This is a genomic window from Herbiconiux sp. A18JL235 (assembly GCF_040939305.1).
Taxonomy (GTDB): Bacteria; Actinomycetota; Actinomycetes; order Actinomycetales; family Microbacteriaceae; genus Herbiconiux.
Genome location: NZ_CP162511.1, coordinates 3,122,536 through 3,145,988, shown reverse-complemented (window position 1 = coordinate 3,145,988; position 23,453 = coordinate 3,122,536). Strand labels below are relative to the sequence as shown.

The following is a 23,453-nucleotide window of genomic DNA, read 5'->3' as shown; positions in this document are numbered from 1 at the left end:
ATCGAGCAGCCGAACCGGGGCTACCTACGCTGATCGCCCCTGCCGGTCGAGAGCGCTCCAGTCGTCGAGCCAGTGGTGGACCGCGGGCCAGTGTGGGGCGGTGGGGGAGATGGCGTCGAGGTGGGGGAGGTGGGGGAGTTCGAGGAGGGTGACGGCGGGGGCCGTCGGGCCGAGCGCCACTCCGACCCCGGGCGCGGAGCGGCAGGCGGTGACGTAGGCGTGGGTGTGGGTGATGGGCACGCGGGTGTCGTCGGTGCCGTGGACGATGAGGACGGATGCGCGGGGCGGCACGTGGGCGAGGGGCGACGCGGCGGCGTAGGTGTCGGGGAGGGCATCGGGAGCTGCGCCGAGGAACTCGACCACGGCGCCGTCGCCGATGGACTCGTGGTAGCCGCGGACGAGGTCGGTGACGGGCGCCAGCGCCACCACCGCGTCACCCGCCTCGCCTCCGAGCAGGGCGAGCTGGCCGCCCACCGAGTGGCCGACGAGGGCGAGTCGACCGCCCGACAGGGTGCTCGCGCGCACCGCCGCGAGCGACGACGCGAGGTCGTCGCGCATGGCGGCCCAGGCGCCGGGGCCGCGGCGGTACTCGACGTTGGCCACCGTCCAGCCGCGGGCGGTGAACGACGGCACGAGCGGATGCATGAGCTCGGCGGTGAAGCGCTCGCGCCAGTAGCCGCCGTGCAGCAGTACGATCGTGCCGCGGGCGGCAGGAGCATCCGGGGCCGCCGACCACCACTCGATGTGCTGGTCGGCGTCCGCGCCGTAGGTCTCTATACGCGGCGAAGCCCCCGTCACGCCCCTTCGACCGAACCCGGGGCGAGGAAGTCGACGCCGTTCGCGGCCGACAGGCGCACGACCTCATCGGGGTCGGTGACGTTGTGGAGGAGGCTGAACAGATTGGCCAGCTTGCCGCCGGGGCTCACCCAGAACAGCGACTTCGCATCCGACTCCTGCTTGTTGTAGTAGGCGTGCGGGATGTTGCGGGGCATCTGCACGAGGTCGCCGGGGCCGGCGGTGGTCCACTGGCCGTCGAGGTAGAGGGTGTACACGCCCTCGAAGACGTAGATGAACTCGTCTTGGGTGGGGTGCACGTGCGGCGGAACACCGGTGCCCGCGGGGTCGTAGGAGAGCCACGCGTAGGCGCTCGCGCTCTCGATCTTCGTCGTGTAGGTGTGACCGAGCACGTTCCAGACGCGGCCGTTGAACGCCTCGTCGGCTCGGACGATGCCGGCGGGCAGGTCGCCCAGGATGATCTCTTCGGTGCTCAACGTCGTGCTCCTTCGGTTGCGGGTGTGGTGCCAGTGTGCCCGACGGGGCGGCGGTTTGCACAGGATGCCATCGGCGGGCGAGCTCATGTCCTATGCTCACCTCAGCGACACATGTCGCGCAGACGGGGGTGAGTGATGGGGAGAAGCGTTGCGCGCAGTCGCGCCACGATGCTGGTGGCGGCCATGGCGGTGTCGGCGGTGATCGCACTCGGGGGTGCCCTCCCCGCCGGCGGAACCGAGAGACCCGATGGCACGGGTAGCGGTCTCGGAGCCGCCTCGGGCGACCGGGGCACCTGGGCGGATGCACCTGCCGGAGCAGCCGACGGCCCGCTCGGGAGCGCTGCCGCGCCGAGTCCGACCGACCGGAGCGGCCAGCTGCCACCCCTCTCCGAGGTTGAACCCGATCCGGCGACCACGGGCACCATCGAAGGCCGGGCGGTCTACGCCGCCACGGACGAGCAGGGTGAACGTCCCGGCTACGACATCAAGGTCGAGCTCGACCGTTCCGTCGGCGACACCGACGACTTCGAGACCGTCACCTTCACCTACGGACCCGACTTCAGGTTCGACGGGCTCGAGCCCGGGCGCTACCGGCTGCACTTCGTCGATGAAGCGCAGCAGAATGTTCGCAACGAGTACTACGACAGCACCCCATACGACTGGGACGCCGACGTGATCTCGGTCGAGGCGGGGCAGGTCGTCGGCGGCATCGTCGCGAGCCTGAACCCGTGGGGCGTCTACACCTACCGCTATGGTGGCGACAACCGCTACGACGTCGCCGCACTGATCTCGACCCTCGCGTTCGAGCCGGGCGTGCCCGTGCTCTACATCGCGAGCGGCGAGAAGTTTCCGGATGCTCTGAGTGCGGGCCCGGCCGCCGCGCACCAGCGCGGTGCGATGCTGCTCGTGCAAGCGGACTCGGTGCCGAAGGCGACACGTTCAGCGATCGACACCCTCAAGCCGCAGAAGATCGTCATCGTCGGCGGTGAGGCATCCGTCTCGGCCCGCGTCTACTCTCAACTGTCGGCGCTCCAGCCGAACATCGAGCGGATCGGCGGCGCCGACCGGTACGAGGTCTCCCGCAACGTCATCGACTACGCCTTCTGCGGTGAGGTGGAGGGCGAGTGTGCCGACGGCGCGGCGACGGTGTTCGCGGCGAGCGGCGCCAACTTCCCGGATGCGCTGTCAGCCGGGCCTGCCGCTGCCCACGTCGACGGGGCGGTGCTGCTCGTGCCCGGCCGCGACTGGAAGGTCGACGATGCGACGGAGGCCCTGCTGCATCGTCTCGGCACCCACCACCTCTACGTGACCGGAGGCCCCGCGACCGTCAGCGAGGCCGTGGAGTTCGACCTGGTCAGCGCCCTGCCCGTGGGCGGCGGGCTCTCGCGCATCGGCGGCGCAGACCGTTACGAGGTCTCGGCGAATGTCAACGCCACGGTCTTCACGACGGGAGAGACGGCGTTCCTGGCCTCGGGCGCGGTGTTCGCCGACGCCCTGTCGGGCGGGCCGGTCGCGGCGACCATCGACGCACCCCTGTTCCTCGCCCAGAAGGACTGCTACCCGGAGTCGGTGTGGAACGGCATCCGCCGCTACGACACCATCGACCTGTTGCTCCTCGGCGGCCCCAACACCCTCAGCGAGTCGGTCTACAACGTGGAATACCTCTGCTGAGCGTCGGCGGAGCCTCTCGTGGCACCCGCGGCAGGATTCGGGTGGTGGGTCTCGCCCATTGTCAACCCGACGGCGCGGTAGGTCACGCGGCCGTACGGTGAGAGGCCACACGGAAGGAACCTCATGGATCTCGGACTCCTCGGCGGCTACCGCCTCCCCACAGCGATCCGCGGCGCGTACGGCGTCGAGACCGCGCAGCAGCTCGCCGACCAGCTCGGTGTCACGAAAGCGCCCACCGCCGACCTGGCACCCGACGCCGATGCTGCCTACCTGGCGCTCAAGCGCGGCGACACCTCGCCCGCTCGCACGCTCCTGGTCGACAAGCTCGGGGTCAGCGAGTCGAACGCCGACGCCGCTCTCGCCAAGTTGCCGCCGCTCTAGCGGGCAGGCCCGCGGCGGCGCCGAGCGCGGACGAACAGCGCGCCGCCGAGCAGCAGGGCGAGCACGGCGATCAGCGCGCCGATGCCCACAGGGGCGACGGATGCGCCGGTCGCGGCGAGCTCACCGGGGGTAGGCGCGGCGCCCGGCGCCGACCCGTCGCCCGACCCCGGCCCGCCCGAACCCGGCTCGCCCGTGCCCGGAGTGCCCGGCTCGCCCGGCCCCGGCGGTTCGGGCGAGTCGAGATCGACGAGTGGGCTCGCCGACCCCGGCGCCGCCCACATCGAGATCGGGGACAGCGTGAGGTCCCAGGTCGACCAGTTCTCCGACTGCCACTGGCCCATCGTGATGCCGGCGGGCGAGCCCTGCCCTCCGAGGGCTGCGGTGCCGTCGCCGGCCACGACCGCGAGCGCTCCCGCCTGCGGCTCGAAGGTCCACGTCTGCAGGGGTGACGACGAGCTCGCCGGGTCGGCGCACTGGTCGCCGACGAGGGTCGAGCCGTTCGAGGTCGCGCACAGGCCCGCGCCCGGTGCCACCAGCTGGAAGCTCGTCGAGGTGGCGGGCAGGAGCGACCAGTCCTGCTGGGCGGAGTACGCCACGCCCTGCTGCGAGGTGATCGGCTGACCGTACTGCAGGGCGTCGGGCGCGACCCAGACATGGCCGTCGGTCTGCGTGATCTGGTACTCCGACACGAGCACCGGCTCGAGGCTCACCGACGGTCCGGCCGTGGTGGTGGTGAACGTAGCCGTCGCGATACCGGCGGCCAGGTAGCTGCCGCCTCCGCCGCCACCGGCTCCCGCGTAGTCGCCGGTGGAACCGCCGCCTCCGCCGCCTCCGCCCCAGCCGCCACCGCCGCCTCCGCCTGAACCGCCGCCCCAGTCGTGGAACGGGTTCGAGCTGCCGTTGCTGCCGGTGCCTCCGGTGCCGCCGACGCCCCAGCCGCCGTTCGAGCCGCCGCTGGCGTACTTCCCGTCGTGCTCACCGGCGGAGCCCGCGCTCAGGAAGGTACCCGCCGTGCCTGCTCCGGTGTCGCCGTCGACCTGCGTCGGGGTCTGGCCCGCGCACCCCGACACCACGCAGCCGTTTCCGCCGCCGGAGTTGCCGTTGTGCTCGGCGAGGCCGCCGGCCCCGCCCCCGCCGCCGGCGACGGTGAGCCACTGACTGCATCCGGAGTCGGCTGCCACACCGGAGAACCCGCCGCCTCCGCCGCCGGTCCCCTCGACCGGGATGACGTTGCCGCCACCGGCGGCACCCCCGCCGAATCCGCCGCCTCCCGGCACGTACTGGTAGGGAGCGATGCTCGGATCGATCGGTTGCTGCGACGCGTCGCCGCCGTTGCCGCCGACCTGGGCGTAGATCGTGGCGCCCGGTGCGAGCGGGATGGTCGCGGTGACCTGTCCGCCCGCGGCCCCCGGGTTCGTTCCGCTGTCACCGATGCCGGCACCGCCGTTGCCGCCCGAGACGATGACGGTCACGGCGTTCGCACCCACCGGCTGGGTGAAGGCGTTCGCGGAGCAGGCGCTGGTCGAGGAGAACACCGTCTGCGAGTAGAGCGAGCCTGTGGTGCTCTGCGTGGTGAGACCCGCATCCTTCACCGTTGTGGGCGTCGCACCCGTCGCGTCGCCGAGATCGAGCCGGGCGGGAGCCGCCGCCTGGGGGCCCGCAGGCTCGGCGGTCGAATCGGATGCGCCGGTCGCGCCGGTCGCGCCGGGTGCGGTCGGCGTCACCGGAGGAAGGGGCGGTGCGGTCGCCGTGACCGAGGTCACGAGCGCCAGCTGCCCGGCGTACCCGACCCAGCCGCCGGCCGCGGGAAGCATCAGCGTCGGAGACGCCGACGACGGGTCGTTGAAGGAGAACACGCCGTTCAGGGCGTTGTCGACGATGACCGGGGGGATGGTGGAGATCGATCCGCCGGGCACCGCGAAGCTCTGCGCCTCCAGAACAGGGATGTTCTCTGCGCTCGCCCACGCCGCCACCCCGTCATTGGGGTCGAGGCCCTGCAGGTTCTGGGTGCCGGCGGCGTAGGTGGGCGCCACCCAGCCTTCCCAGTCGGTCGCCGTCGGAACGCGCCAACCGCCGAGCCCGAGAGGGTTCGTGGGCAGGAAGTCGGGAACGGGGATGACGCTCGGCACGACTGTCGTCGCTGCGACGACCGACGGTGTTGCTGCGGCCTGCCAGACGTTGTACACGCAGAGCGCGACGAGGTTCTCGCAGTACTGGTCGGCATTGGTGTCGGGGAACTGCAGGGCGTCGGTCGTCCAGAGGTCGTACGTGCCCCCGTCGCCCGAGCGGAAGTCGACGGCGGTGCCGTCGGGGATGGTGGGCAGGTTGCTCGTGGCGACCTCGGTCCAGGCGGGGATGTCCAGCTGCAGCTGGGCGTAGAACTCGGCGATCTTCTGAGGGTCGTCCTGCGCCAGCTGCTGCACCCCGGGCGCGGCGGCGTTCTCCCAGTGAACGGCCTCGGCGTAGGCGTTGAACAGCTGACCGGAGAGGTTCACGTAGTAGTCGAGCAGGGCGTGCATCGACGCGAGGTACTCGCTCGTCCAGGTGGCCTGCGACGGGGGTTCGGATGCCGACACGGTCGCGTTCGCCCACCACGCCTGACGGTAGACGGCGATGATGCCGTCAGCGCCCTCCGACCCGAGCAGCGCGTTCGACAGGTCGGCGAGGTAGGTCTTGCCGTAGTCGCGAAGGTTCGTGATGGTGTCGATATCGGTGGAGTCGGGGAGATAGGGGTTGCTCACGTTGTTGGTCGACGCGTCGGCTGCCAGCTCGCACACCGCCTGCACGCTGCTCTGGATGTTCGCGATGTTGTTGTTCTCGTCGGCGACCTGCAGGTCGTAGTTCGTCTGGGTGAGCTGGCTCTGAATGGCGTACTCGGCGTTCGTGAGCTGGTTCGCGAGCGCGTTCACCGACGCCTGGATCGAGTTCAACTGCTGCTGCTGGGCTGCTTGATCGGCGAGCAGCTGGGCGTCGTCCTGGTTGTCGTCGTTGTTGCCGAGCATGAGGTTGAGCAGCCAGCCCGCGCCGTCGGTGGCGCCGTCGGCGAGGGCGTTCGAGGCGATGGAGGTGATGAAGCCGAAGATGGCGGAGCCCTCGTCGCCGAGCTCGTCGTCGCCGACCACAGGCTGGGCGGCGCCGGCGGTGCTCGGCACGATGAGACAGGATGCGGCGGTGTCGTCTGCGAGCGCCGGGGCCGCCGCTGCGACGGTCAGAGCTGTGACGCTCGACGCGGCGAGCGCCGTTCCGAGTGCGAGTGCGAGCATCCGTGAAGGCGTGCGTGACATCGAGTTCTCCCCCTGACCGCCGGAGGATCGACCAGACCATCCTGCAAAGACGACATGCAGATGGAACGCTAGCGCCGCCAGCCATCCGCACGGACTGGTACCGGGTACCAGTCTCTGCAGCCCCCGTCAGTCTTTGGGCAACCGGATGCCGTAGACGGCGAGCTTGCGGTAGACGGTGGCGCGACTCATGCCCAGCTCGGTCGCGGCGTCGTCGATCGAGATGCCGGGCCTCGTGAGCACCCGCACCATCTCGTCGCGCTCGAAGGCCTTGATGCGGGGGAGGTGCTCGGCCCGGGACAGCAGCTCGGGCGGGAGGTGGCGCGGCTCGACCACGTCGGTCCGCACCGCCGCGTCCTTCATCGCCGTGGCGAGCTCCGCCACGTTGCCCGGCCAGGCGTAGTCGGTGAGCACTCGCGCGGCCGAGGGGGTGATCTCGACCCCGCGCCCCCGCGCCCGCGCGGCGAGGTGACCGGCGAGCGGCAGGATGTCGGCGGTGCGCTCGCGCAGCGGTGGCACCTGCACGACGGTGTCGACGAGGCCCGACAGCGGATGCGGGAGGTCGTCGAAGCGCTCGGCCGTCAGGCCGTAGGAGCCACCCACCGAACGACGGGCGTCGAGCACCAGCGCGGTCAGGCGTTCGGCCGCCGCGGCGGGGAGGTCGTCGGTGTCGCAGATGACGAACGCGGTGTCGGGGTGGGTGAGTTCCGGGGTCCAGAACGCCAGCCAGGAGTCGACGTCGTGCGGTTCGGGGGCGCGCACCGAGAGCAGACGGATGCGCGGATCGACGACCCGCTGCGCCTGCGCGATGAGCGTGGCCCGCCCGGTGCCCCGTTCGCCGACCGCCGCCACCACGCGGCCCGCGCGGAGCGCCGTGACCGTCTGGGCGAGCGCCTCCGTCCACGCCTCCGAGAGCTCGAGCGGGCCGGGGCCGCCTGGCGCGTTCCGCAGCGCCTCGATGCGGAACACCTGGCCCCGCGCGGTGCGTCGCGGGGGCCGGTGCCCCTGCGATCGCGCGAGCATGAGGTTCGCGGTCGAGGTGGCGGCGGTCTGGGCGAGCGCGAGCAACAGGTCGGAGCGCGCATCCGACCAGGTGGTGAAGTTCACCGCGCCCTCCAGCCGACCGGTCAACGGATCGAAGATGGGTGCCGCAGCGCAGGTGTAGCCGCAGAGGCTCCGCGAGTAGTGGTCGTCGGCCCGCACGAGCGAGGGCACCCTGTCGGCGAGCGCCAGCCCGAGACCGTTGGTGCCCGCCTCGCGCTCGGAATACGAGAAGCCGGGCGCGAGGTGCACCCGGTCGAGCGCCTGAAGGAGCTGCTGGTCGCCGCTCAGCCGGTTGAGCACGAGCCCGTCGGCGTCGGTGAGCATGAGGCCCACGGGCTCCGAGGCGAGGGTGCTGTGCAGCTCGGCGAGCACTTCGCGCCCGCACTCGGAGAACAGCGACTCGTCGTCCCAGGTGCCCGAGAACACGGGCTGCACCTCGTCGAGGGGAACGCCGTAGCTCTCACTGCGCTGCCAGGAGGCGAGCAGGCGCGCGGGGAGCGCCGCCACGGGGGCGGTGTGCACCTCAGCCCGGGAGGGCAGTTCGCGAGCGTTCATCAGCACCTTCGCAGTCGACCGTCGCGGCAAGTCTAAATCGGCCCCGGCTCGGTGTCTCCTGTGCCCGTCTCACATTGAGATACGCCACAGGCCACCTGCCTCCACTCGCCGTCTACCGTCGTCGGCAGGGATCGAGATCCCGCGACATGCGGCAAAGGAGCAGACATGTACAGCAAAGACGGCGAGAACTTCTTCATCGTCGACGCCCACGTGGCGTTGTGGGATGCGCGGCCCGAGAATCAGCGCAACATCCACGGCAAGCAGTTCATCGACTGCTTCTACGACTACCACGCGAACCTCTCACCCGAGTCGGAGAAGTGGAGCTACGAGGAGTACCTCTACCAGGGCGGGGAGCGCTTCATGCGCGACGTGTTCGTCGACGACATCGTCGACCACGCCATCTTCCAGCCGGCCGCCCTCGGCGAGTTCTACGTGAACGGCTTCGGCCAGACCGAGGAGGCGTGGGCCCTCACCCAGGCGCACCCCGACAAGCTCACCTACAACCACAACTTCGACCCGCGCAACGGCGAGGCCGGCCTCGATCAGCTGCGCGCCGACGCCGAGCGCTTCGGCCTCAAGGGCGTGAAGCTCTACACGGCCGAATGGCACGGCGACTCGCGCGGCTGGAAGCTCGACGACCCATGGGCCTACCGCTACTTCGAGGTGTGCCGTGAACTCGGCATCACGAACATCCACGTGCACAAGGGCCCGACCATCCGCCCGCTCGACCGCGACGCCTTCGACGTCGCCGACATCGACCACGCCGCCACCGACTTCACCGACCTGAACTTCGTGGTCGAGCACGTCGGCCTCCCGCGCCTGGAGGACTTCTGCTGGATCGCGACGCAGGAACCCAACGTGCACGGCGGGCTCGCGGTGGCGATGCCGTTCATCCACACCCGCCCGCGCTACTTCGCCCAGATCATCGGCGAGCTCATCTACTGGATCGGGGAGGACCGCATCCAGTTCTCGAGCGACTACGCGCTGTGGACGCCGAAGTGGCTGGTGGAGGCCTTCGTCGACTTCCAGATCCCGGAGGACATGACCGAGTACGCGCCCATCACGATGGACCAGAAGCGCAAGATCCTCGGCCTCAACGCGGCGAAGATGTACGACATCCCGGTGCCGGCCGAGCTGCAGATCCCGGATGCCGACGAGACCGAGACCGGACCGCGTCAGCCCGAGCGCGCCGACCTGGCGGCCGTGTGATGGGCACCGCAGAAGCGCTCCTCGTGCTGAACGAGAGCGACGTGATGCGCGCCCTCGACGCCGTGATCGACCCGGAGCTCGATGAACCGATCACCGATCTCGGCTTCGTGCGGTCGGTGCGCTTCACCGAGCTCGGGGTGGAGGTGCACCTGCGCCTCCCGACGTCGTTCTGCGCGCCCAACTTCGCCTACCTGATGGCGTCGGATGCGAAGGATGCGCTGACCGCGCTCCCGGAGATCGGCAGCGTGGTCGTGGAGCTCGACGACCACCACGACTCGGGCATCATCAATGCCGGGCTCGCGGCCGACGCCGGGTATCGCGGCACCTTCCGGCACGAGGCCGAGGACGATCTCGAGGAGCTGCGAGCCACCTTCCAGCGCAAGGCCCACACCGCAGCGATGGAGCGGGCGCTCACCGCCCTGCTGCGCTCGCGGAGCGATCTCGACGAAACGGGTGTCGCATCCGTCGTGCTCGGCGATCTGCCCGACGACCCCGCCACGGCCGCCCTGCTGCGCCGCCGCGCGGCGATCGGCCTCGACGCGCTGCCGAACTCGCCCGTGCTCGTCGACGACCACGGGGTGCCGCACCCCCCGGCGTCCGCTGCGCTGGCGCTGCGCCGGGCGCGGTCGACGCGCATCTCGATCGACGGGAACGCCCACTTCTGCCGGGGCCTCCTGGCCACCCGCTACCCGGGGTCGGAAGCCGACCAGGCACCGCGGGCCGACGAGAACTTCTTCCCCGTCACCTCCCTCCTCCGCACCACACGAAAGAGCGTCGCATGAGCACCATGAAGGCAGTCCAGGTGGTCGGGTACCACCAGAACCTCGAGCTGACCGAGATCGACAAGCCCGAGGTCTCGGGGCCCTTCGACGTGATCGTGCGGATCGGCGGCGCCGGGGTGTGCCGCACCGACCTGCACATCCTCGAGGGTCAGTGGGAGGAGAAGTCGGGTGTGGCGCTGCCCTACACGATCGGGCACGAGAACGCCGGGTGGGTGGATGCGATCGGCAGCGCCGTCACGAACGTGGCGGTCGGCGACAAGGTAATCGTTCATCCGCTCATCACCTGCGGGCTGTGCCGGGCCTGCCGCCTCGGCGACGACGTGCACTGCACGCAGAGCGAGTTCCCGGGCATCAACACCCACGGCGGGTATGCCGAGTTCCTGCGCACGAGCGCACGGAGCGTCGTGCGCATCGCCGACTCTCTCGAACCCGCCGACGTGGCGGCGCTCGCCGACGCCGGGCTCACCGCGTACCACGCTGCGGCCAAGGCGGCGCGCAGGCTCGGGCCCGCCGACCGGTGCGTGATCATCGGCGCCGGGGGGCTCGGGCACATCGGCATCCAGGTGCTGAAGGCTCTCACTGCCTCGGAGCTCATCGTCGTCGACCGCAACCCGGCGGCGCTCGAGCTGGCGGCCTCGCTCGGGGCCGACCACACCGTGGTGGCGGCTGCCGACGGCTCGCACGTCACGCGGGTGCTCGAGCTCACCGACGGGGTCGGCGCAGAGGTGGTCGTCGATTTCGTGGGGGAGGGCGGTTCGACCGCAGAGGGTGTGCAGATGCTGCGGCAGGCCGGCGACTTCTACGTGGTGGGCTACGGCGAGAACATCGACATCCCCACCATCGACATCATCTCGAACGAGATCAACTTCATCGGCAACCTCGTGGGCAGCTACAACGACCTCACCGAGCTCATGGTGCTCGCGGCCAAAGGGCTCGTCACGCTGCACACGGCGACGTATGCGCTCGACGACTTCCAGACGGCGATCGACGATCTCGACGCGGGGCGCGTGCGGGGCCGCGCGATCCTCGTTCCCTAGAGAGGCGCCGAGCGCCCGACCTGCCCCTTCCATCCCGAAACGCGACACGACGACGACGTCAGGAGACACCCATGTCGAACCCCAAGATCCGCACCGTCATCAGCCCAGGGCGCTACGTCCAGGGCCCCGGAGCCATCACCCGCCTCGGCGAGTACCTCGCCCCCATCGGCTCGACCCCTCTGCTCGTCGCCGACGACGTGGTGTGGGGCTTCGTCGGTCACGACGTCGAGGTCTCGCTCACCGCCGCCGGGCTCCCGGTGCGGCGCGAGAAGTTCAACGGCATCCCGAGCGCCGGAGAGATCGACCGGCTCGTCACCGTGATCGAGGAGGCCGGAGCGGATGTGGTGGTCGCTTTGGGCGGCGGCAGCACGATCGACGCGGTGAAGTCGGCGGGCTTCCTCGCGGGCATCCGGTGGGTGACCGTGCCCTCGGTGGCGTCGACGGATGCGCCCACCTCGGCGCTCGCCGTCATCTACACCGAGGACGGCGCGTTCGAGGAGTACCGCTTCTTCCCCCGCAACCCCGACCTCGTGCTGGTCGACTCCCAGCTCGTCGCGAACGCGCCCGCGGCGTTCCTCGCCGCCGGGGTCGGCGATGCGCTGGCGACCTGGCTCGAGGCGCGGGCCACCCAGCGCTCGAACTCGAACACGATGGCCGGCGGTCTGCCGACCGAGACCGGCACGGCGCTGGCGCGGCTGAGCTGGGAGGTGCTGTGGGAGAACGCCCTCCCCGCGCTCGACGCGGTGCGCGACCACGTCGTGACGCCGGCGGTGGAGAAGGTGATCGAGGCGAACACGCTGCTCTCCGGTCTCGGGTTCGAGTCGGGCGGTCTCGCCGCGGCGCACGCCATCCACAACGGACTCACGGCCGCACCGCAGACCCACGGGCTGGCGCACGGGCAGAAGGTGAACATCGGATCCATCACCCAGCTGGTGCTCGAAGGGGCGCCGACCGCCGACATCCGCGACTTCATCGAGTTCACCACCCGGGTGGGCCTGCCCACCACGCTCACCGAGATCGGACTCAGCGCCGACTCGGCCGAACTCGCCCAGGTCGCGGAACTCGCCACCGTGCCGGGCGAGACCATCCACGCGATGCCGTTCGAGGTGCGACCCGACGAGGTCGTGGCGGCGCTGAAGTCGATCGAACGCTTCGCGCGCCGGGTGCGTGAGGAAGCGGGGCTGCCGGAGCCCGTTCGGTACGAGGCGCACCACTAGGGCGCGTGCCGCTCGAGGAACTCGAACACCTCCGTCGTGTCCACCCCCGTGAAACCCGACGTGGGCATCGCCGCGTGCAGTGACGAGTTGAGGCGGGCCGAGGGGTGCGCCTGCCCCTCCCATCGCGAGGCGAGCCCGGCGGGTGGGAGACGGCAGCACGACTCGTCGGGGCAGCTCGACGCGAAGCGATGCGCGGTGTCGCGCCCGCGGAACCACTTCGCGTGCGCGAACGCCGTGCCCACCGACACCGAGAACTGCCCGCGGGCGGAGGGCTGGATGCGCGAGGTGCACCAGTAGGTTCCCGCCGGCTTGTCGGTGTACTGGTGGTAGGGGCTGAACCTGTCCTCCACGTCGAACACGCGCCGCGCGCTCCAGAACCGGCACACCGTCTGCCCTTCGACGGCGCCGAGCGCATCCGTCGGGAACTGCACGCTGTCGTTCTCGTACGCCTTCGAGATCGACCCCGACTCGTGAACCTTCAAGAAGTGCACCGGGATGCCGAGGTGCTGGGTGGCGAGGTTCGTGAACCGGTGCGCCGCGGTCTCGTAGCTCACGCCGAAAGCGTCGCGCAGGTCTTCGACCGACAGCTCCCGCGCATCCTTCGCCTCCGACAGGATGCGCACCGCAGCCGCCTCGGGTACGAGCAGCGCCGCCGCGAGGTAGTTCGTCTGCACCCGCTGCTGCAGGAACTCGCCGTAGTCGCGCGGCTCCGCGTGCCCGAGCACGTGCGACGCGAGCGCCTGCAGCACCACTGAGCGCGGGTCAGCATCGGGGCTCTGCCCGAGCGGCACGTAGATGCGTCCGTTGCGCAGGTCGGTCACCGAGCGGGTCGACCCCGGCAGGTCGCCGGCGTAGTGCAGCGTGAACCCGAGGTGCGACGCCAGATCGGATGCGACCCGCTGCGACAACGGACCACCGGTGTGCCCCACCGCGGCATGCAGCCCCGCCGCCACCTGCTCGAGCTCGGCGAAGTAGTTGTGGCGGGCGCGCATCGACTTGCGCAGCAGCGTGTTGGCCCGCCGCGCCTCCTCGGGTGTCGCCGCCCGCTCGGTGTGCACCCGCTCGAGCTCACGGTGGAGGCTCAGGATGGTGCGGATGGTGTCGTCGCTCAGCGACTTGCGGAGGGGCAGCGGTGCCAGCCCGAGCGACGCGAACAGAGGGCCGCGCTGCGCGCGCTCGAGGGCGATCTCGAGGGCTGCCCGCTCGCTCGGCGGCTCCGCGCTCATGAGCTGCTGCACGCCGACCCCGAGGGCCGAGGCGAAGCGCTGCAGTTCGCCGAGCTTCAGCTCGCGGCGACCGTTCTCGACGACCGACACCTGCGAGGGCGCGCGCCCGATGGCAGTGCCGAGCTCGTCGAGGGTGAGGCCGCGCTCGGTGCGCAGCTGGCGGATGCGGCGGCCGATGGTGAGGGAGTCGAGCATGAATCCATCGTGCGCGGGGGAGAGGGACGTCGTCGTCATTCCAGAAGTGTCGCAGAAGCCGTTCTTCGAGAAAACAGAAGAAGCGGGAAATTTCTGCCGAGATTTCGGGAGAAGAACCCTTGTGCAGGCCCCAGAGTCGAACCCAAGCAAGAATTCGACCGCATTGGAGCATCGAGATGAGCACCACCACCCGCCACGGAGACGACACCCGCCCCGGCCAGCAGACGCAGACGGCAGCCGAGCTCGAGACGAGCTGGAAGACCGACGCCCGCTGGAACGGCATCCAGCGCGACTACAGTGCCGAAGACGTCGTGGCCCTGCGCGGACGGGTCGCCGAAGACAGCACGCTCGCCCGCCGCGGCGCCGAGCGGCTCTGGGAGCTCATCCACCGCGACGACGAGTGGGTGGCGGCTCTCGGCGCCCTCACCGGCAACCAGGCGGTGCAGCAGGTGCGCGCCGGCCTCGAGGCCATCTACCTCTCCGGGTGGCAGGTGGCCGCCGACGCGAACCTGAGCGGCCAGACCTACCCCGACCAGAGCCTCTACCCGGCCAACTCGGTGCCGGCGGTGGTGCGCCGCATCAACAACGCGCTGCTGCGCGCCGACCAGATCGAGTTCGCCGAGACGGGCAGCGCCGAGAGCGACACCGAGTGGCTGGCCCCCATCGTCGCGGATGCGGAGGCCGGCTTCGGCGGCCCGCTGAATGCCTACGAGCTGATGAAGTCGATGATCCAGGCCGGCGCCGCGGGCGTGCACTGGGAAGACCAGCTGGCCAGCGAGAAGAAGTGCGGGCACATGGGGGGCAAGGTGCTCATCCCGACCAGCCAGCACATCCGCACCCTCAACGCGGCCCGCCTCGCCGCCGACGTGGCCGGAGTGCCGACGATCATCATCGCCCGCACCGACTCGCTCGCCGCGAACCTCATCACGAGCGATGTCGACGACCGCGACAAGCCGTTCCTCGACGGCACCCGCACCCCGGAGGGCTTCTACGGCACGACCCCCGGCATCGACACCGTCATCTCGCGCGGCCTGGCCTACGCCCCCTACGCCGACCTGCTGTGGGTGGAGTCGTCGGAGCCCGACCTCGAGCTCGCCCGCGAGTTCGCCGCCGCCGTCCACGAGGAGTTCCCCGGCAAGCTGCTCGCCTACAACTGCAGCCCCAGCTTCAACTGGAAGTCGAAGCTGACGGATGCGCAGATCGCCACCTTCCAGAGCGACCTGTCGGAGCTCGGCTACAAGTTCCAGTTCATCACCCTCGCGGGCTTCCATGCCCTGAACCACTCCATGTACACCCTCGCCCGTGCCTACGGCGAGACGCACATGAGCGCCTACGTCGAGCTGCAGGAGGCCGAATTCGCCTCCGAGGCCGACGGCTACACCGCCACGAGACACCAGCGTGAGGTGGGCACCGGCTACTTCGACCGGATCGCCACGGCCCTGAACCCCGAGAGCGCCACCCTCGCGCTCGTGGGTTCGACCGAATCCGAGCAGTTCCACTGAGCTGCACCACCGTTCCCTCGATTCCGCAGTCCTCCGAAAGGCAGACGACCATGTCCCACCCCAGCCCCAGCAGCATCCGCGTGCACGCCGAGCACGGCGACCGCCACGACGAGATCCTCACCCCCGAGGCGCTCGCCTTCCTCACCCGCCTCCACGACCAGTTCGCGGGCCGCCGCCAGGAGCGCCTCAACGCGCGCATGGCCCAGCGCAAGGCCATCGAGAACGGCCGCGACCTGCGGTTCCTCCCCGAGACGCGCTCGATCCGCGAGAACACCTCGTGGCAGGTCGCGGGCGCCGGCCCCGGCCTGGAAGACCGCCGGGTCGAGATCACCGGCCCCACCGACCCGAAGATGACGGTGAACGCCCTCAACTCGGGGGCGAAGGCCTGGCTCGCCGACCTCGAAGACGCCACGAGCCCGACCTGGTCGAACATCGTCGGCGGCCAGTTGTCGCTGCACGACGCCATCCGCGACCGGCTCGACTACACCAGCCCCGAGGGCAAGCACTACCGCGTCGAGGCGGCTCCGGATGCGCGCCCCACCATCATCATGCGGCCCCGCGGCTGGCACCTGGTCGAGAAGCACCTGCGCTACACCGACCGCGCCGGCTACACGCGCGCGGCGAGCGCGTCGCTCGTCGACTTCGGGCTGTACTTCTTCCACAACGCCGAGGCGCTCATCGCCGGCGGCCGCGGGCCGTACTTCTACCTGCCGAAGCTCGAGAACCACCTCGAGGCCCGATTGTGGGACGACGTGTTCACCTTCTCGGAGGCAGCCCTGCGCATCCCGCACGGCACCATTCGCGCCACCATCCTCATCGAGACCATCTCGGCGGCCTTCGAGATGGACGAGATCCTCTACGAGCTCCGCGACCACGCCGCGGGCCTCAACGCCGGCCGATGGGACTACATCTTCAGCCTCATCAAGAACTACCGCGACCGCGGCCGCAGCTACGTGCTCCCCGACCGCGACCTCATCACCATGACCGTTCCGTTCATGCGCGCCTACACCGAGCTGCTCGTGCAGACCTGCCACAAGCGGGGAGCGCACGCCATCGGAGGGATGAGCGCGTTCATCCCGAACCGGCGCGACCCCGAGGTCACCTCGCGTGCCCTGGCCAAGGTCGCCGACGACAAGCGGCGCGAGGCCGGCGACGGTTTCGACGGCACCTGGGTGGCGCATCCCGACCTCATCCCCACCGCGCGCGCCGAGTTCGACGCGGTGCTCGGCGACCGCCCGAACCAGGTCGACCGCCAGCGCCCCGAGGTTCACGTGACGGCGGCGCAGCTGGTCGACCTGAGCGCCATCGAGCACCGGGTGACGGATGCGGGGGTGCGGTCGAACGTGTCGGTCGCGCTGCGGTACATCGAGAGCTGGCTGCGCGGGGTCGGCGCCGCGGCGATCGACAACCTCATGGAGGACGCCGCGACGGCCGAGATCTCGCGGTCGCAGCTGTGGCAGTGGATCCACCAGGGCATCGTCACCGAGGAGGGCACCCGCATCACCCGCGGCTACGTCGAGGGGGTGCTGCACGAGGTGATGCGCGGCCTCGACCGCTCGCTAGCCGACCGCTTCGACGACGCGGAGAACATCGTGCGCATGGTGGCGCTGGAGGAGGAGTTCCCGACCTTCCTCACCATCCCGGCCTACGCGCACTACCTCGTCGACTCGGCCCCGGTGCGCGAAGCGGTGGCTGCCTAGAGCGGCGAGGAGCGGGAGGGGCGGATGACCGGAACATCCGCCCCTCCCATGCTTTTGTCAGACAGGCATACGGTCTATTGACAAGGTGCATGCATACGAATAGTTTGTGGTCAGATCAAAGGAGATTGACCATGACCTACGTCGCCGGTTCCCATCACGTCACCCTCTCCGTGGGCCACGCCCAGGAGGACGTCGACTTCCACACCCGCGTGCTCGGGCTGCGCTTCATCAAGAAGACGGTGCTCTACGACGGCTCGGCGCCCGTCTACCACCTGTACTACTCCAACGCGAACGGCGATCCCTCGGCCGTCATCACGACCTTCCCGTGGGCGCAGGCCGGGCTCTACGGCATCCGCGGCACGAACCAGGCCCGCGAGGTGCTGCTGTCGGTGCCGCCGCGCTCGCTCGAGTTCTGGGCCGGCCGCCTCAAGGAGCACGGCATCGAGAGCTCGTTCGAAGACGTCTTCGGCGGCCGTCGCCTCAACCTCCGCCACCCCTCGGGCATCGAGTACGTGCTCATCGAGGTCGACGACGACCCCCGCGTCGGCTACACCGGCAACGGCGTGGGCATCGAGAACGCCATCCACGGCATCTACGGTGTGGGCATCCACGTCTTCGACCAGGACCGCATGGTCGACTTCGGCAAGGAGGCGTTCTTCGCCGCCGGCGACGTGGAGGAGGAGGGCGACCGCGCCCGCTACCGAGTGGGCGAGGGCGCCGGCAACTTCGTCGAGCTCACCGGCAACCGCACCGACGAGCAGGGCACCTGGCGCTACGGCGCCGGCGCCTACCACCACTTCGCCTGGAACCTCGACAACCTCGAGAACCAGAACGAGGTGAAGTTCGACATCGAGGGTGCGGGCTACACCGACATCTCCGAGCTCAAAGACCGCACCTACTTCAAGTCGCACTACGTGCGCACGCCTGGCGGTGCGTTGTTCGAGCTCGCCGTCACCCACAACGAGGGCGGCTGGGACTGCGACGAGTCGCCCGAAGAGCTCGGCCGCGCCTTCATGCTGCCGCCGCAGTTCGAGCACGAGCGCGACTCGATCATGGCCAAGCTCGAGCCGTTGCGCGACGAGGACTGAGCGGTCGCATGACCGTGGCTCAGCATGAGTCGTGGGGCGACGAGGGCGCACAGCTCGCCGTCGTCGCCCTGCACGGGCGCGGGCAGCCGCCGGAGTTCCTGCACGGGCTGGTGGAGCGGCTCGACGTGCCGGGCATCCGGTGGATCGCGCCGTCGGCCGAGGGGCGCAGCTGGTACCCGCACCCCTTCCTCGACCCGTCGCCCGAGAACGCGACGGCGCTCGCGCGAGCGCTCGAGGTGGTGACGGATGCCGTCGAGTCGGCCCGCGCATCCGGCTTCGACCGTGTGGCGGTGCTCGGGTTCTCGCAGGGCGCGTGCACGCTCGCGCACCTGCTGCTGACGCGCGACGTCGTCGTCGACGGGGCCGTTCTGTTCACGGGCGGGTACGTCGGCGCGGCCGAGCTGGCGCCCGGCGCCGTCGTGACGCGACAGGGCGTGCCGGTGCTGCTGCGCTCGGTCGACGACGACCCGTGGGTGCCGCTGCACCGCATGGCATCGACGTCGGGGCTGCTCGTGGGAGCCGGAGCGCACCTCGACGTGCTGATCGAGCCCGGGTCGGAGCACGTCATCACAGACCGGGCGGTGGCCGACGCCCGGGTGCTGCTCGCGCGGCTGCGCGACGGCGGCGACGTCGGCGGCGTCGGCGGCGGATACTGAGAGCGGCGACGGCGCCGCTGTTCGACCTCGACCCTTCGGAGACACGATGAGATTCGACCACCGCACCCTTCCGCAGCGCGTGCGCTTCGGCACCGGCGGCGCCGCCGACGCGCTCGCCGCCGAGGTGGAGGAGCGCGGGGCGCGTGCGGTCATGATGATCGCGGCGCCCTCCGAGCTCGCCCTCGCCGAGGGCATCGCGAGCCGCATCGACACCGCGCTGTGGTGGTCCGACGTCGCGCCCCACGTGCCCATCGCCCACGCCGAACGGGCACGGGAGGCGGCCGCCGCTGCCGGCATCGACCTCATCGTGTCGGTCGGAGGCGGGTCGACGACCGGGCTCGCGAAGGCAGTCGCGCTCACCTCGGGGGTGCCGATCGTGGCCGTGCCCACCACCTACGCGGGCTCGGAGGCCACCAACGTGTGGGGCCTCACGACGGATGCGCGGAAGACCACCGGGGTCGACGACGCGGTGCTGCCTGCGGTCGTGGTGTACGACTCGGAGCTCACGCTGAGCCTGCCGGTCGAACTGTCGGTCGCGTCGGGGCTCAACGCGATCGCGCACTGCATCGACTCGATGTGGGCGCCGTCGTCGGACCCCCTCAATCGGGCGCTAGCGGAAGAGGGCGTCAGGGAGGTGGCGGGAGCGCTGCCGGTGATCGTGTCGTCGCCCGAGAACGTCACGGCGCGGGAACGGATGCAGTACGGGGCATATGTCTCGGCCGTCGCGTTCGCATCGGCCGGTTCGGGCCTCCATCACAAGATCTGCCACGTGCTGGGTGGCGCGTACGACCTGCCGCACGCGCAGACCCACTCGGCCGTGCTGCCGCAGGTGCTGGCCTTCAACACCGTCTTCGCGCCGGAGGGGTCGGAGCGCATCGCGCGTGCGCTGGGTGCGCCGAGTGCCGTCGAGGGCCTCGAGCGGCTGTACGCCTCGCTGCCGGTCGTGCGGGCGTTGTCGGAGGTGGGGTACTCGGCCGAGTCGATCCCCGAGAGTGCGTCGCTCATCCTTCCGCTCGTGCCGCCGAGCAATCCGCGACGGGTCGACGAAGCCGCGCTCGAGGGCATCCTGCGCGCCGCACTCGAGGGGCGCGCGATCGCGTAGCGCTATCGCGGTGCGCCCGCAGCGCGCGCGCTACCGGCGGCACCCGCGCTGCCCGCGCCGGCAGTGCTGCCTATGCCGCCCGCGCCGCGAGCCAGGTCGTCGGCGATGGCGGCGGCGGTGGCGCGGAGGGCGGGCACGAACTCGTCGCGGAGGCGGGGGAGCGGCGTGGCGCTCGTGGTGGAGACGTTGACCGCGGCGATCGCCGTGCCGTCCTGCTGCACCGCGACGGCCACCGAGCGCAGCCCGAGCTCGAGCTCCTGGTCGACGAGCGACCACCCCTGGGAGCGCACGCGCGCGATCTCGGCGGCCAGAGCATCCGGAGCGGTGATGGTCTCGGGCGTGAACTCGCGCGGTTCGACGGCCGCGAGATGCCGGGCCAGCTCGGCCTCGGGGAGGCCGGCGAGCAGCACCCGCCCCATCGAGGTGGCGTAGGCGGGGAAGCGCGTGCCGATGGTGATGCCCACGGTCATGATGCGGCGCGTGGGAACGCGGGCGACGTAGACGATGTCGTCTCCGTCGAGAACGGAGGCGCTGGTCGACTCGTCGAGGTCGCGGGAGAGCCGCTCGAGGTGGGGCTGGGCGATCTCGGGGAGGCCGAGCCCGGCGAGGTAGCTGAAGCCGAGCTCGAGCACCCGCGGGGTGAGCGCGAAGCGGCGGCCGTCGTGCCGCACGTAGCCCAGCTCGACCAGGGTGAGGAGGAAGCGGCGGGCCGCGGCGCGGGTGAGCCCCGCCACGGCGGCGACCTCGCTCAGCGACATGTCGGGGCGCTCGGCGTCGAACGCGCGGATGACGGCGAGCCCGCGCGCGAGCGACTGCACGAAGGTGCCCTCGGGGCCCGTCGGCTCACCCTCCACGTCGTGCTCCCCTCGCATCGCCCCAGACTACCCAGCCCGGGGCCGCCGGCCCGTGCACGGCCACCGTCTGGACGGCCCTCAGCGCTCGAGCACCACCGCGAGCCCCTGCCCCACGCCGATGCAGATCGCGGCCACCGCGACGCCGCCGCCGCGCCGGGCGAGCTCGTGGGCGGCATGGCCGACGACCCGCGCACCCGAGGCGCCGAGCGGATGCCCGATCGCGATCGCCCCGCCGTGCACGTTCACGATCGACGGGTCGAGCTCGGGCCAGAGCTTCAGGCACGCCAGACTCTGCGCCGCGAAGGCCTCGTTGAGCTCCACCACGTCGACATCGGCCCAGGTCTTGCCGGCCGACGCCAGCGCCCGGTTCACCGCCTCGACCGGGCCGATGCCGAACACGTCGGGGTCGACCGCCGCCACGCCACGGCCCACGATGCGGGCGAGCGGTTCCGCCTCGATGCGCGCATCCTCAGCGCCCACGATCACCATCGACGCGCCGTCGTTGAGCGGTGACGCATTGCCCGCGGTGATGGTGCCGTCGGGTCGGAAGGCGGGCTTCAGCCCGGCGAGCGACTCGACGGTCGAGTCGCCGCGGATGCCCTCGTCGCGGGCCAGCGCCACCCCCGGCACGGGCACGATCTCGTGCTCGAACACGCCGGCCTCCCACGCCGCCTGCGCCTTCACGTGGCTCGCGGCGGCGAACGCGTCCTGCTCCTCGCGCGTGATGCCGAAGCGCTCCGCGAGGCGCTCGTTCGACTCGCCGAGGGAGATGGTCCACTCCTTCGGCATCGCCGGGTTCACCAGCCGCCAGCCGAGCGTGGTCGAATGCAGCGTCTCGTTCCCCGCGGGGTAGGCCCGCTCGGGCTTCGACAGCACCCACGGTGCCCGGCTCATCGACTCGACCCCGCCGGCCAGCACCAGGTGCGAGTCGCCCGATTCGACGGCGCGGCTCGCATCCATCACCGCCTGCAGGCTCGACCCGCACAGGCGGTTCACGGTGACCCCGGGAACGGATGTCGGCAGCCCCGCGAGCAGCACGGCCATGCGCGCGACGTCGCGGTTGTCCTCCCCGGCCTGGTTCGCCGCGCCGGCGACGACGTCGTCGAGGTCGTCGGGGTCGACGTCGGGGTGCCGTTCGAGCACGGCGCGCACGGTGGTGGCGAGCAGGTCGTCGGGCCGCACCCCCGCGAGCGCCTTGCCGAACCTGCCGAACGGGGTGCGCACGGCGTCGTACACGAAGCTCGCGGTGGTCATGAGGCGTCTCCTTCTGTGTGAGTGGTGTGCGCCGGGCGGGTGGCGCGCGCATCCGTCTCGTCGCCGAGCTCCAGACCGGTCAGCCGGCGCAGCTCGTCGAGGGTGGTGGAGCCGAACAGCTCGGTCACCGCGAAGCCCGACGGCGAGACGTCGAACACGGCGCGGTCGGTGTACACACGGCTCACGCAGTGCACGCCGGTGACCGGGTAGCTGCAGGCGGCGACGAGTTTGGACGTGCCGTCGCGGGTGAGCAGGTCGGTCATCACGAACACCTGCTTCGCGCCGATGGCCAGATCCATCGCGCCGCCCACCGCGGGAATCGCGTCGGGCCCGCCGGTGTGCCAGTTGGCGAGGTCGCCGTGCTCGGAGACCTGGAAGGCGCCGAGCACGCAGATGTCGAGGTGCCCGCCGCGCATCATGCCGAACGAGTCGGCGTGGTGGAAGTAGGCGGCCCCCACCAGCTCGGTCACGGGCTGCTTGCCCGCGTTGATGAGGTCGGGATCGACGGCATCGGCGGCCGGCGCCGGCCCCATGCCGAGTAGCCCGTTCTCGGTGTGCAGGATGATCTCGAGCCCCTCGGGCAGGTAGTCGGCGATGAGCGTCGGTGCCCCGATGCCGAGGTTCACGTACGCCCCGTCGGGGATGTCGGCGGCCACCCGCGCGGCGAGCTGCCGTCGGTCGAGGCCGGGCCGCACATCCGTCGCCGCGCTCATGCCGACACCGCCTCGGGGGTGAACACGCCGTCGCGGAGCCAGGGCCGTTCGCCCACCTCCACCACGCGGTCGACGAAGATGCCCGGCGTCACGACCTGTTCGGGGTCGAGCGCCCCGAGCTCCACCACCTCGTCGACCTGCACCACCGAGGTGCGGGCGGCCGCAGCCATGATCGGCCCGAAATTGCGCGAGGTCTTGCGGTACACCACGTTGCCCCAGCGGTCGGCCTTCAGTCCGCCGATGAGCGCGTAGTCGGCCCGTAGCGGGTACTCGAGCAGGTAGTCGCGCCCATCGATGGTGCGTGTCTCCTTGCCCTCGGCGACCAGGGTGCCGAAGCCGGTGGGGGTGTAGAACGCCCCGATGCCGGCGCCGGCGGCACGGATGCGCTCGGCGAGGTTGCCCTGCGGCACCAGTTCGAGCTCGATCTCGCCCGCCCGGTACAGCCCGTCGAACACCCACGAGTCGGCCTGCCGCGGGAACGAGCAGACGACCTTGCGCACACGACCCGCCGCGAGCAGTGCGGCAAGGCCCGTGTCACCGTTGCCGGCGTTGTTGCTCACCACCGTGAGGTCGCGGGCACCCTGCTCGCGCAGCGCGTCGATCAACTGCACCGGATGCCCGGCGAGACCGAAGCCGCTGATCATCACCGTCGACCCGTCTTCGATGCCCGCCACCGCTTCTGCGAGCCCCTCGACCACTTTCGAGATCATCACAC

General features: G+C 70.8%; 20 protein-coding genes. 11 read left to right on the top strand and 9 right to left on the bottom strand.

The features are described from left to right. Positions 1–24 precede the first annotated feature (24 nt). Together ABFY20_RS14675 and ABFY20_RS14670 are read right to left on the bottom strand one after the other, a co-directional pair. Positions 25–798 (bottom strand): alpha/beta hydrolase family protein, encoded by a 774-nt coding sequence (locus ABFY20_RS14675; protein WP_368496971.1) that lies wholly within the window; start codon positions 796–798, stop codon positions 25–27. Next, complete coding sequence (locus ABFY20_RS14670) at positions 795–1,271, bottom strand: cupin domain-containing protein (RefSeq protein ID WP_368496970.1); 477 nt, start codon at positions 1,269–1,271, stop codon at positions 795–797. The genes ABFY20_RS14675 and ABFY20_RS14670 overlap by 4 nt, the downstream gene beginning before the upstream one ends. 135 nt (positions 1,272–1,406) lie before the next feature. Between ABFY20_RS14670 and ABFY20_RS14665 the strand changes: the two genes are divergently transcribed. Both ABFY20_RS14665 and ABFY20_RS14660 read left to right on the top strand, forming a co-directional pair. Continuing rightward, complete coding sequence (locus ABFY20_RS14665; protein ID WP_368496969.1) at positions 1,407–2,942, top strand: cell wall-binding repeat-containing protein; 1,536 nt, start codon at positions 1,407–1,409, stop codon at positions 2,940–2,942. 123 nt (positions 2,943–3,065) lie between these two features. Then, positions 3,066–3,323 carry a hypothetical protein gene (locus tag ABFY20_RS14660; protein ID WP_368496968.1) on the top strand — a complete coding sequence of 86 codons (258 nt, stop codon included), beginning with the start codon at positions 3,066–3,068 and terminating at the stop codon, positions 3,321–3,323. Here ABFY20_RS14660 and ABFY20_RS14655 read toward each other — a convergent pair. Together ABFY20_RS14655 and ABFY20_RS14650 are read right to left on the bottom strand one after the other, a co-directional pair. Then, positions 3,320–6,607 carry a hypothetical protein gene (locus tag ABFY20_RS14655; protein WP_368496967.1) on the bottom strand — a complete coding sequence of 1,096 codons (3,288 nt, stop codon included), beginning with the start codon at positions 6,605–6,607 and terminating at the stop codon, positions 3,320–3,322. The two genes, ABFY20_RS14660 and ABFY20_RS14655, sit on opposite strands and share 4 nt — an antisense overlap. A gap of 126 nt (positions 6,608–6,733) precedes the next feature. Continuing rightward, entirely contained in the window at positions 6,734–8,203 is a 1,470-nt protein-coding gene (locus tag ABFY20_RS14650) for a GAF domain-containing protein (protein WP_368496966.1), read from the bottom strand. Between the two features lie 165 nt (positions 8,204–8,368). Here ABFY20_RS14650 and ABFY20_RS14645 point away from each other — a divergent pair, with 165 nt between their 5' ends. From ABFY20_RS14645 to ABFY20_RS14630, 4 genes are all read left to right on the top strand, one after another. Beyond that, positions 8,369–9,412 carry an amidohydrolase family protein gene (locus ABFY20_RS14645; RefSeq protein WP_368496965.1) on the top strand — a complete coding sequence of 348 codons (1,044 nt, stop codon included), beginning with the start codon at positions 8,369–8,371 and terminating at the stop codon, positions 9,410–9,412. Beyond that, a complete protein-coding gene (locus tag ABFY20_RS14640; protein WP_368496964.1) occupies positions 9,412–10,194 on the top strand; it encodes a metal-sulfur cluster assembly factor in 783 nt (260 codons plus the stop codon). Before ABFY20_RS14645 ends, ABFY20_RS14640 begins: the two co-directional genes overlap by 1 nt. Then, positions 10,191–11,231 carry an NAD(P)-dependent alcohol dehydrogenase gene (locus ABFY20_RS14635; RefSeq protein ID WP_368496963.1) on the top strand — a complete coding sequence of 347 codons (1,041 nt, stop codon included), beginning with the start codon at positions 10,191–10,193 and terminating at the stop codon, positions 11,229–11,231. Before ABFY20_RS14640 ends, ABFY20_RS14635 begins: the two co-directional genes overlap by 4 nt. 71 nt (positions 11,232–11,302) lie before the next feature. Continuing rightward, positions 11,303–12,448, top strand: a complete 1,146-nt coding sequence (locus ABFY20_RS14630) for a glycerol dehydrogenase (protein ID WP_368496962.1) — start codon at positions 11,303–11,305, stop codon at positions 12,446–12,448. On the opposite strand, the gene ABFY20_RS14625 is transcribed toward ABFY20_RS14630, so the two are convergent. Further along, positions 12,445–13,908: a helix-turn-helix domain-containing protein gene (locus tag ABFY20_RS14625; protein ID WP_368496961.1), complete on the bottom strand. Its 1,464-nt coding sequence runs from the start codon at positions 13,906–13,908 to the stop codon at positions 12,445–12,447. The two genes, ABFY20_RS14630 and ABFY20_RS14625, sit on opposite strands and share 4 nt — an antisense overlap. A 137-nt stretch (positions 13,909–14,045) precedes the next feature. Here ABFY20_RS14625 and aceA point away from each other — a divergent pair, with 137 nt between their 5' ends. The 5 genes from aceA to ABFY20_RS14600 all read left to right on the top strand — a co-directional run bounded on the left by aceA (position 14,046) and on the right by ABFY20_RS14600 (position 19,917). Next, on the top strand, positions 14,046–15,371 hold the full coding sequence (gene aceA / locus ABFY20_RS14620; RefSeq protein WP_368496960.1) for an isocitrate lyase: 1,326 nt from the start codon (positions 14,046–14,048) through the stop codon (positions 15,369–15,371). 50 nt (positions 15,372–15,421) lie between these two features. Beyond that, entirely contained in the window at positions 15,422–17,071 is a 1,650-nt protein-coding gene (gene aceB / locus ABFY20_RS14615) for a malate synthase A (RefSeq protein ID WP_368496959.1), read from the top strand. A 131-nt stretch (positions 17,072–17,202) separates the two neighbouring features. Next, positions 17,203–18,159 (top strand): ring-cleaving dioxygenase, encoded by a 957-nt coding sequence (locus ABFY20_RS14610; RefSeq protein WP_368496958.1) that lies wholly within the window; start codon positions 17,203–17,205, stop codon positions 18,157–18,159. 8 nt (positions 18,160–18,167) lie between these two features. Continuing rightward, a complete protein-coding gene (locus ABFY20_RS14605) occupies positions 18,168–18,815 on the top strand; it encodes an alpha/beta hydrolase (protein WP_368496957.1) in 648 nt (215 codons plus the stop codon). A 46-nt stretch (positions 18,816–18,861) separates the two neighbouring features. Continuing rightward, positions 18,862–19,917, top strand: a complete 1,056-nt coding sequence (locus tag ABFY20_RS14600; RefSeq protein WP_368496956.1) for a maleylacetate reductase — start codon at positions 18,862–18,864, stop codon at positions 19,915–19,917. Between the two features lie 2 nt (positions 19,918–19,919). On the opposite strand, the gene ABFY20_RS14595 is transcribed toward ABFY20_RS14600, so the two are convergent. The 4 genes from ABFY20_RS14595 to ABFY20_RS14580 are packed head-to-tail and all read right to left on the bottom strand — an operon-like array spanning position 19,920 to position 23,448. Beyond that, positions 19,920–20,789, bottom strand: coding sequence for an IclR family transcriptional regulator C-terminal domain-containing protein (locus ABFY20_RS14595; RefSeq protein ID WP_368496955.1), 870 nt, complete (start codon positions 20,787–20,789; stop codon positions 19,920–19,922). Between the two features lie 60 nt (positions 20,790–20,849). After that, entirely contained in the window at positions 20,850–22,025 is a 1,176-nt protein-coding gene (locus ABFY20_RS14590) for an acetyl-CoA C-acyltransferase (RefSeq protein WP_368496954.1), read from the bottom strand. Continuing rightward, on the bottom strand, positions 22,022–22,738 hold the full coding sequence (locus ABFY20_RS14585; RefSeq protein ID WP_368496953.1) for a 3-oxoacid CoA-transferase subunit B: 717 nt from the start codon (positions 22,736–22,738) through the stop codon (positions 22,022–22,024). The genes ABFY20_RS14590 and ABFY20_RS14585 overlap by 4 nt, the downstream gene beginning before the upstream one ends. Beyond that, the gene (locus ABFY20_RS14580; protein WP_368496952.1) at positions 22,735–23,448 is read right to left on the bottom strand and encodes a 3-oxoacid CoA-transferase subunit A; all 714 of its coding nucleotides are present in this window, start codon (positions 23,446–23,448) and stop codon (positions 22,735–22,737) included. Before ABFY20_RS14580 ends, ABFY20_RS14585 begins: the two co-directional genes overlap by 4 nt. Positions 23,449–23,453: the final 5 nt, after the last annotated feature.

Bases quoted from the DNA above. Each gene is read 5' to 3' on its own strand.
- ABFY20_RS14665 (WP_368496969.1), top strand. From the start codon at position 1,407: ATGGGGAGAAGCGTTGCGCGCAGTCGCGCCACGATGCTGGTGGCGGCC.
- ABFY20_RS14660 (WP_368496968.1), top strand. From the start codon at position 3,066: ATGGATCTCGGACTCCTCGGCGGCTACCGCCTCCCCACAGCGATCCGC.
- ABFY20_RS14655 (WP_368496967.1), bottom strand. From the start codon at position 6,607: ATGTCACGCACGCCTTCACGGATGCTCGCACTCGCACTCGGAACGGCG.
- ABFY20_RS14650 (WP_368496966.1), bottom strand. From the start codon at position 8,203: ATGAACGCTCGCGAACTGCCCTCCCGGGCTGAGGTGCACACCGCCCCC.
- ABFY20_RS14645 (WP_368496965.1), top strand. From the start codon at position 8,369: ATGTACAGCAAAGACGGCGAGAACTTCTTCATCGTCGACGCCCACGTG.
- ABFY20_RS14640 (WP_368496964.1), top strand. From the start codon at position 9,412: ATGGGCACCGCAGAAGCGCTCCTCGTGCTGAACGAGAGCGACGTGATG.
- ABFY20_RS14635 (WP_368496963.1), top strand. From the start codon at position 10,191: ATGAGCACCATGAAGGCAGTCCAGGTGGTCGGGTACCACCAGAACCTC.
- ABFY20_RS14630 (WP_368496962.1), top strand. From the start codon at position 11,303: ATGTCGAACCCCAAGATCCGCACCGTCATCAGCCCAGGGCGCTACGTC.
- ABFY20_RS14625 (WP_368496961.1), bottom strand. From the start codon at position 13,908: ATGACGACGACGTCCCTCTCCCCCGCGCACGATGGATTCATGCTCGAC.
- aceA (WP_368496960.1), top strand. From the start codon at position 14,046: ATGAGCACCACCACCCGCCACGGAGACGACACCCGCCCCGGCCAGCAG.
- aceB (WP_368496959.1), top strand. From the start codon at position 15,422: ATGTCCCACCCCAGCCCCAGCAGCATCCGCGTGCACGCCGAGCACGGC.
- ABFY20_RS14610 (WP_368496958.1), top strand. From the start codon at position 17,203: ATGACCTACGTCGCCGGTTCCCATCACGTCACCCTCTCCGTGGGCCAC.
- ABFY20_RS14605 (WP_368496957.1), top strand. From the start codon at position 18,168: ATGACCGTGGCTCAGCATGAGTCGTGGGGCGACGAGGGCGCACAGCTC.
- ABFY20_RS14600 (WP_368496956.1), top strand. From the start codon at position 18,862: ATGAGATTCGACCACCGCACCCTTCCGCAGCGCGTGCGCTTCGGCACC.
- ABFY20_RS14595 (WP_368496955.1), bottom strand. From the start codon at position 20,789: ATGCGAGGGGAGCACGACGTGGAGGGTGAGCCGACGGGCCCCGAGGGC.
- ABFY20_RS14590 (WP_368496954.1), bottom strand. From the start codon at position 22,025: ATGACCACCGCGAGCTTCGTGTACGACGCCGTGCGCACCCCGTTCGGC.
- ABFY20_RS14585 (WP_368496953.1), bottom strand. From the start codon at position 22,738: ATGAGCGCGGCGACGGATGTGCGGCCCGGCCTCGACCGACGGCAGCTC.
- ABFY20_RS14580 (WP_368496952.1), bottom strand. From the start codon at position 23,448: ATGATCTCGAAAGTGGTCGAGGGGCTCGCAGAAGCGGTGGCGGGCATC.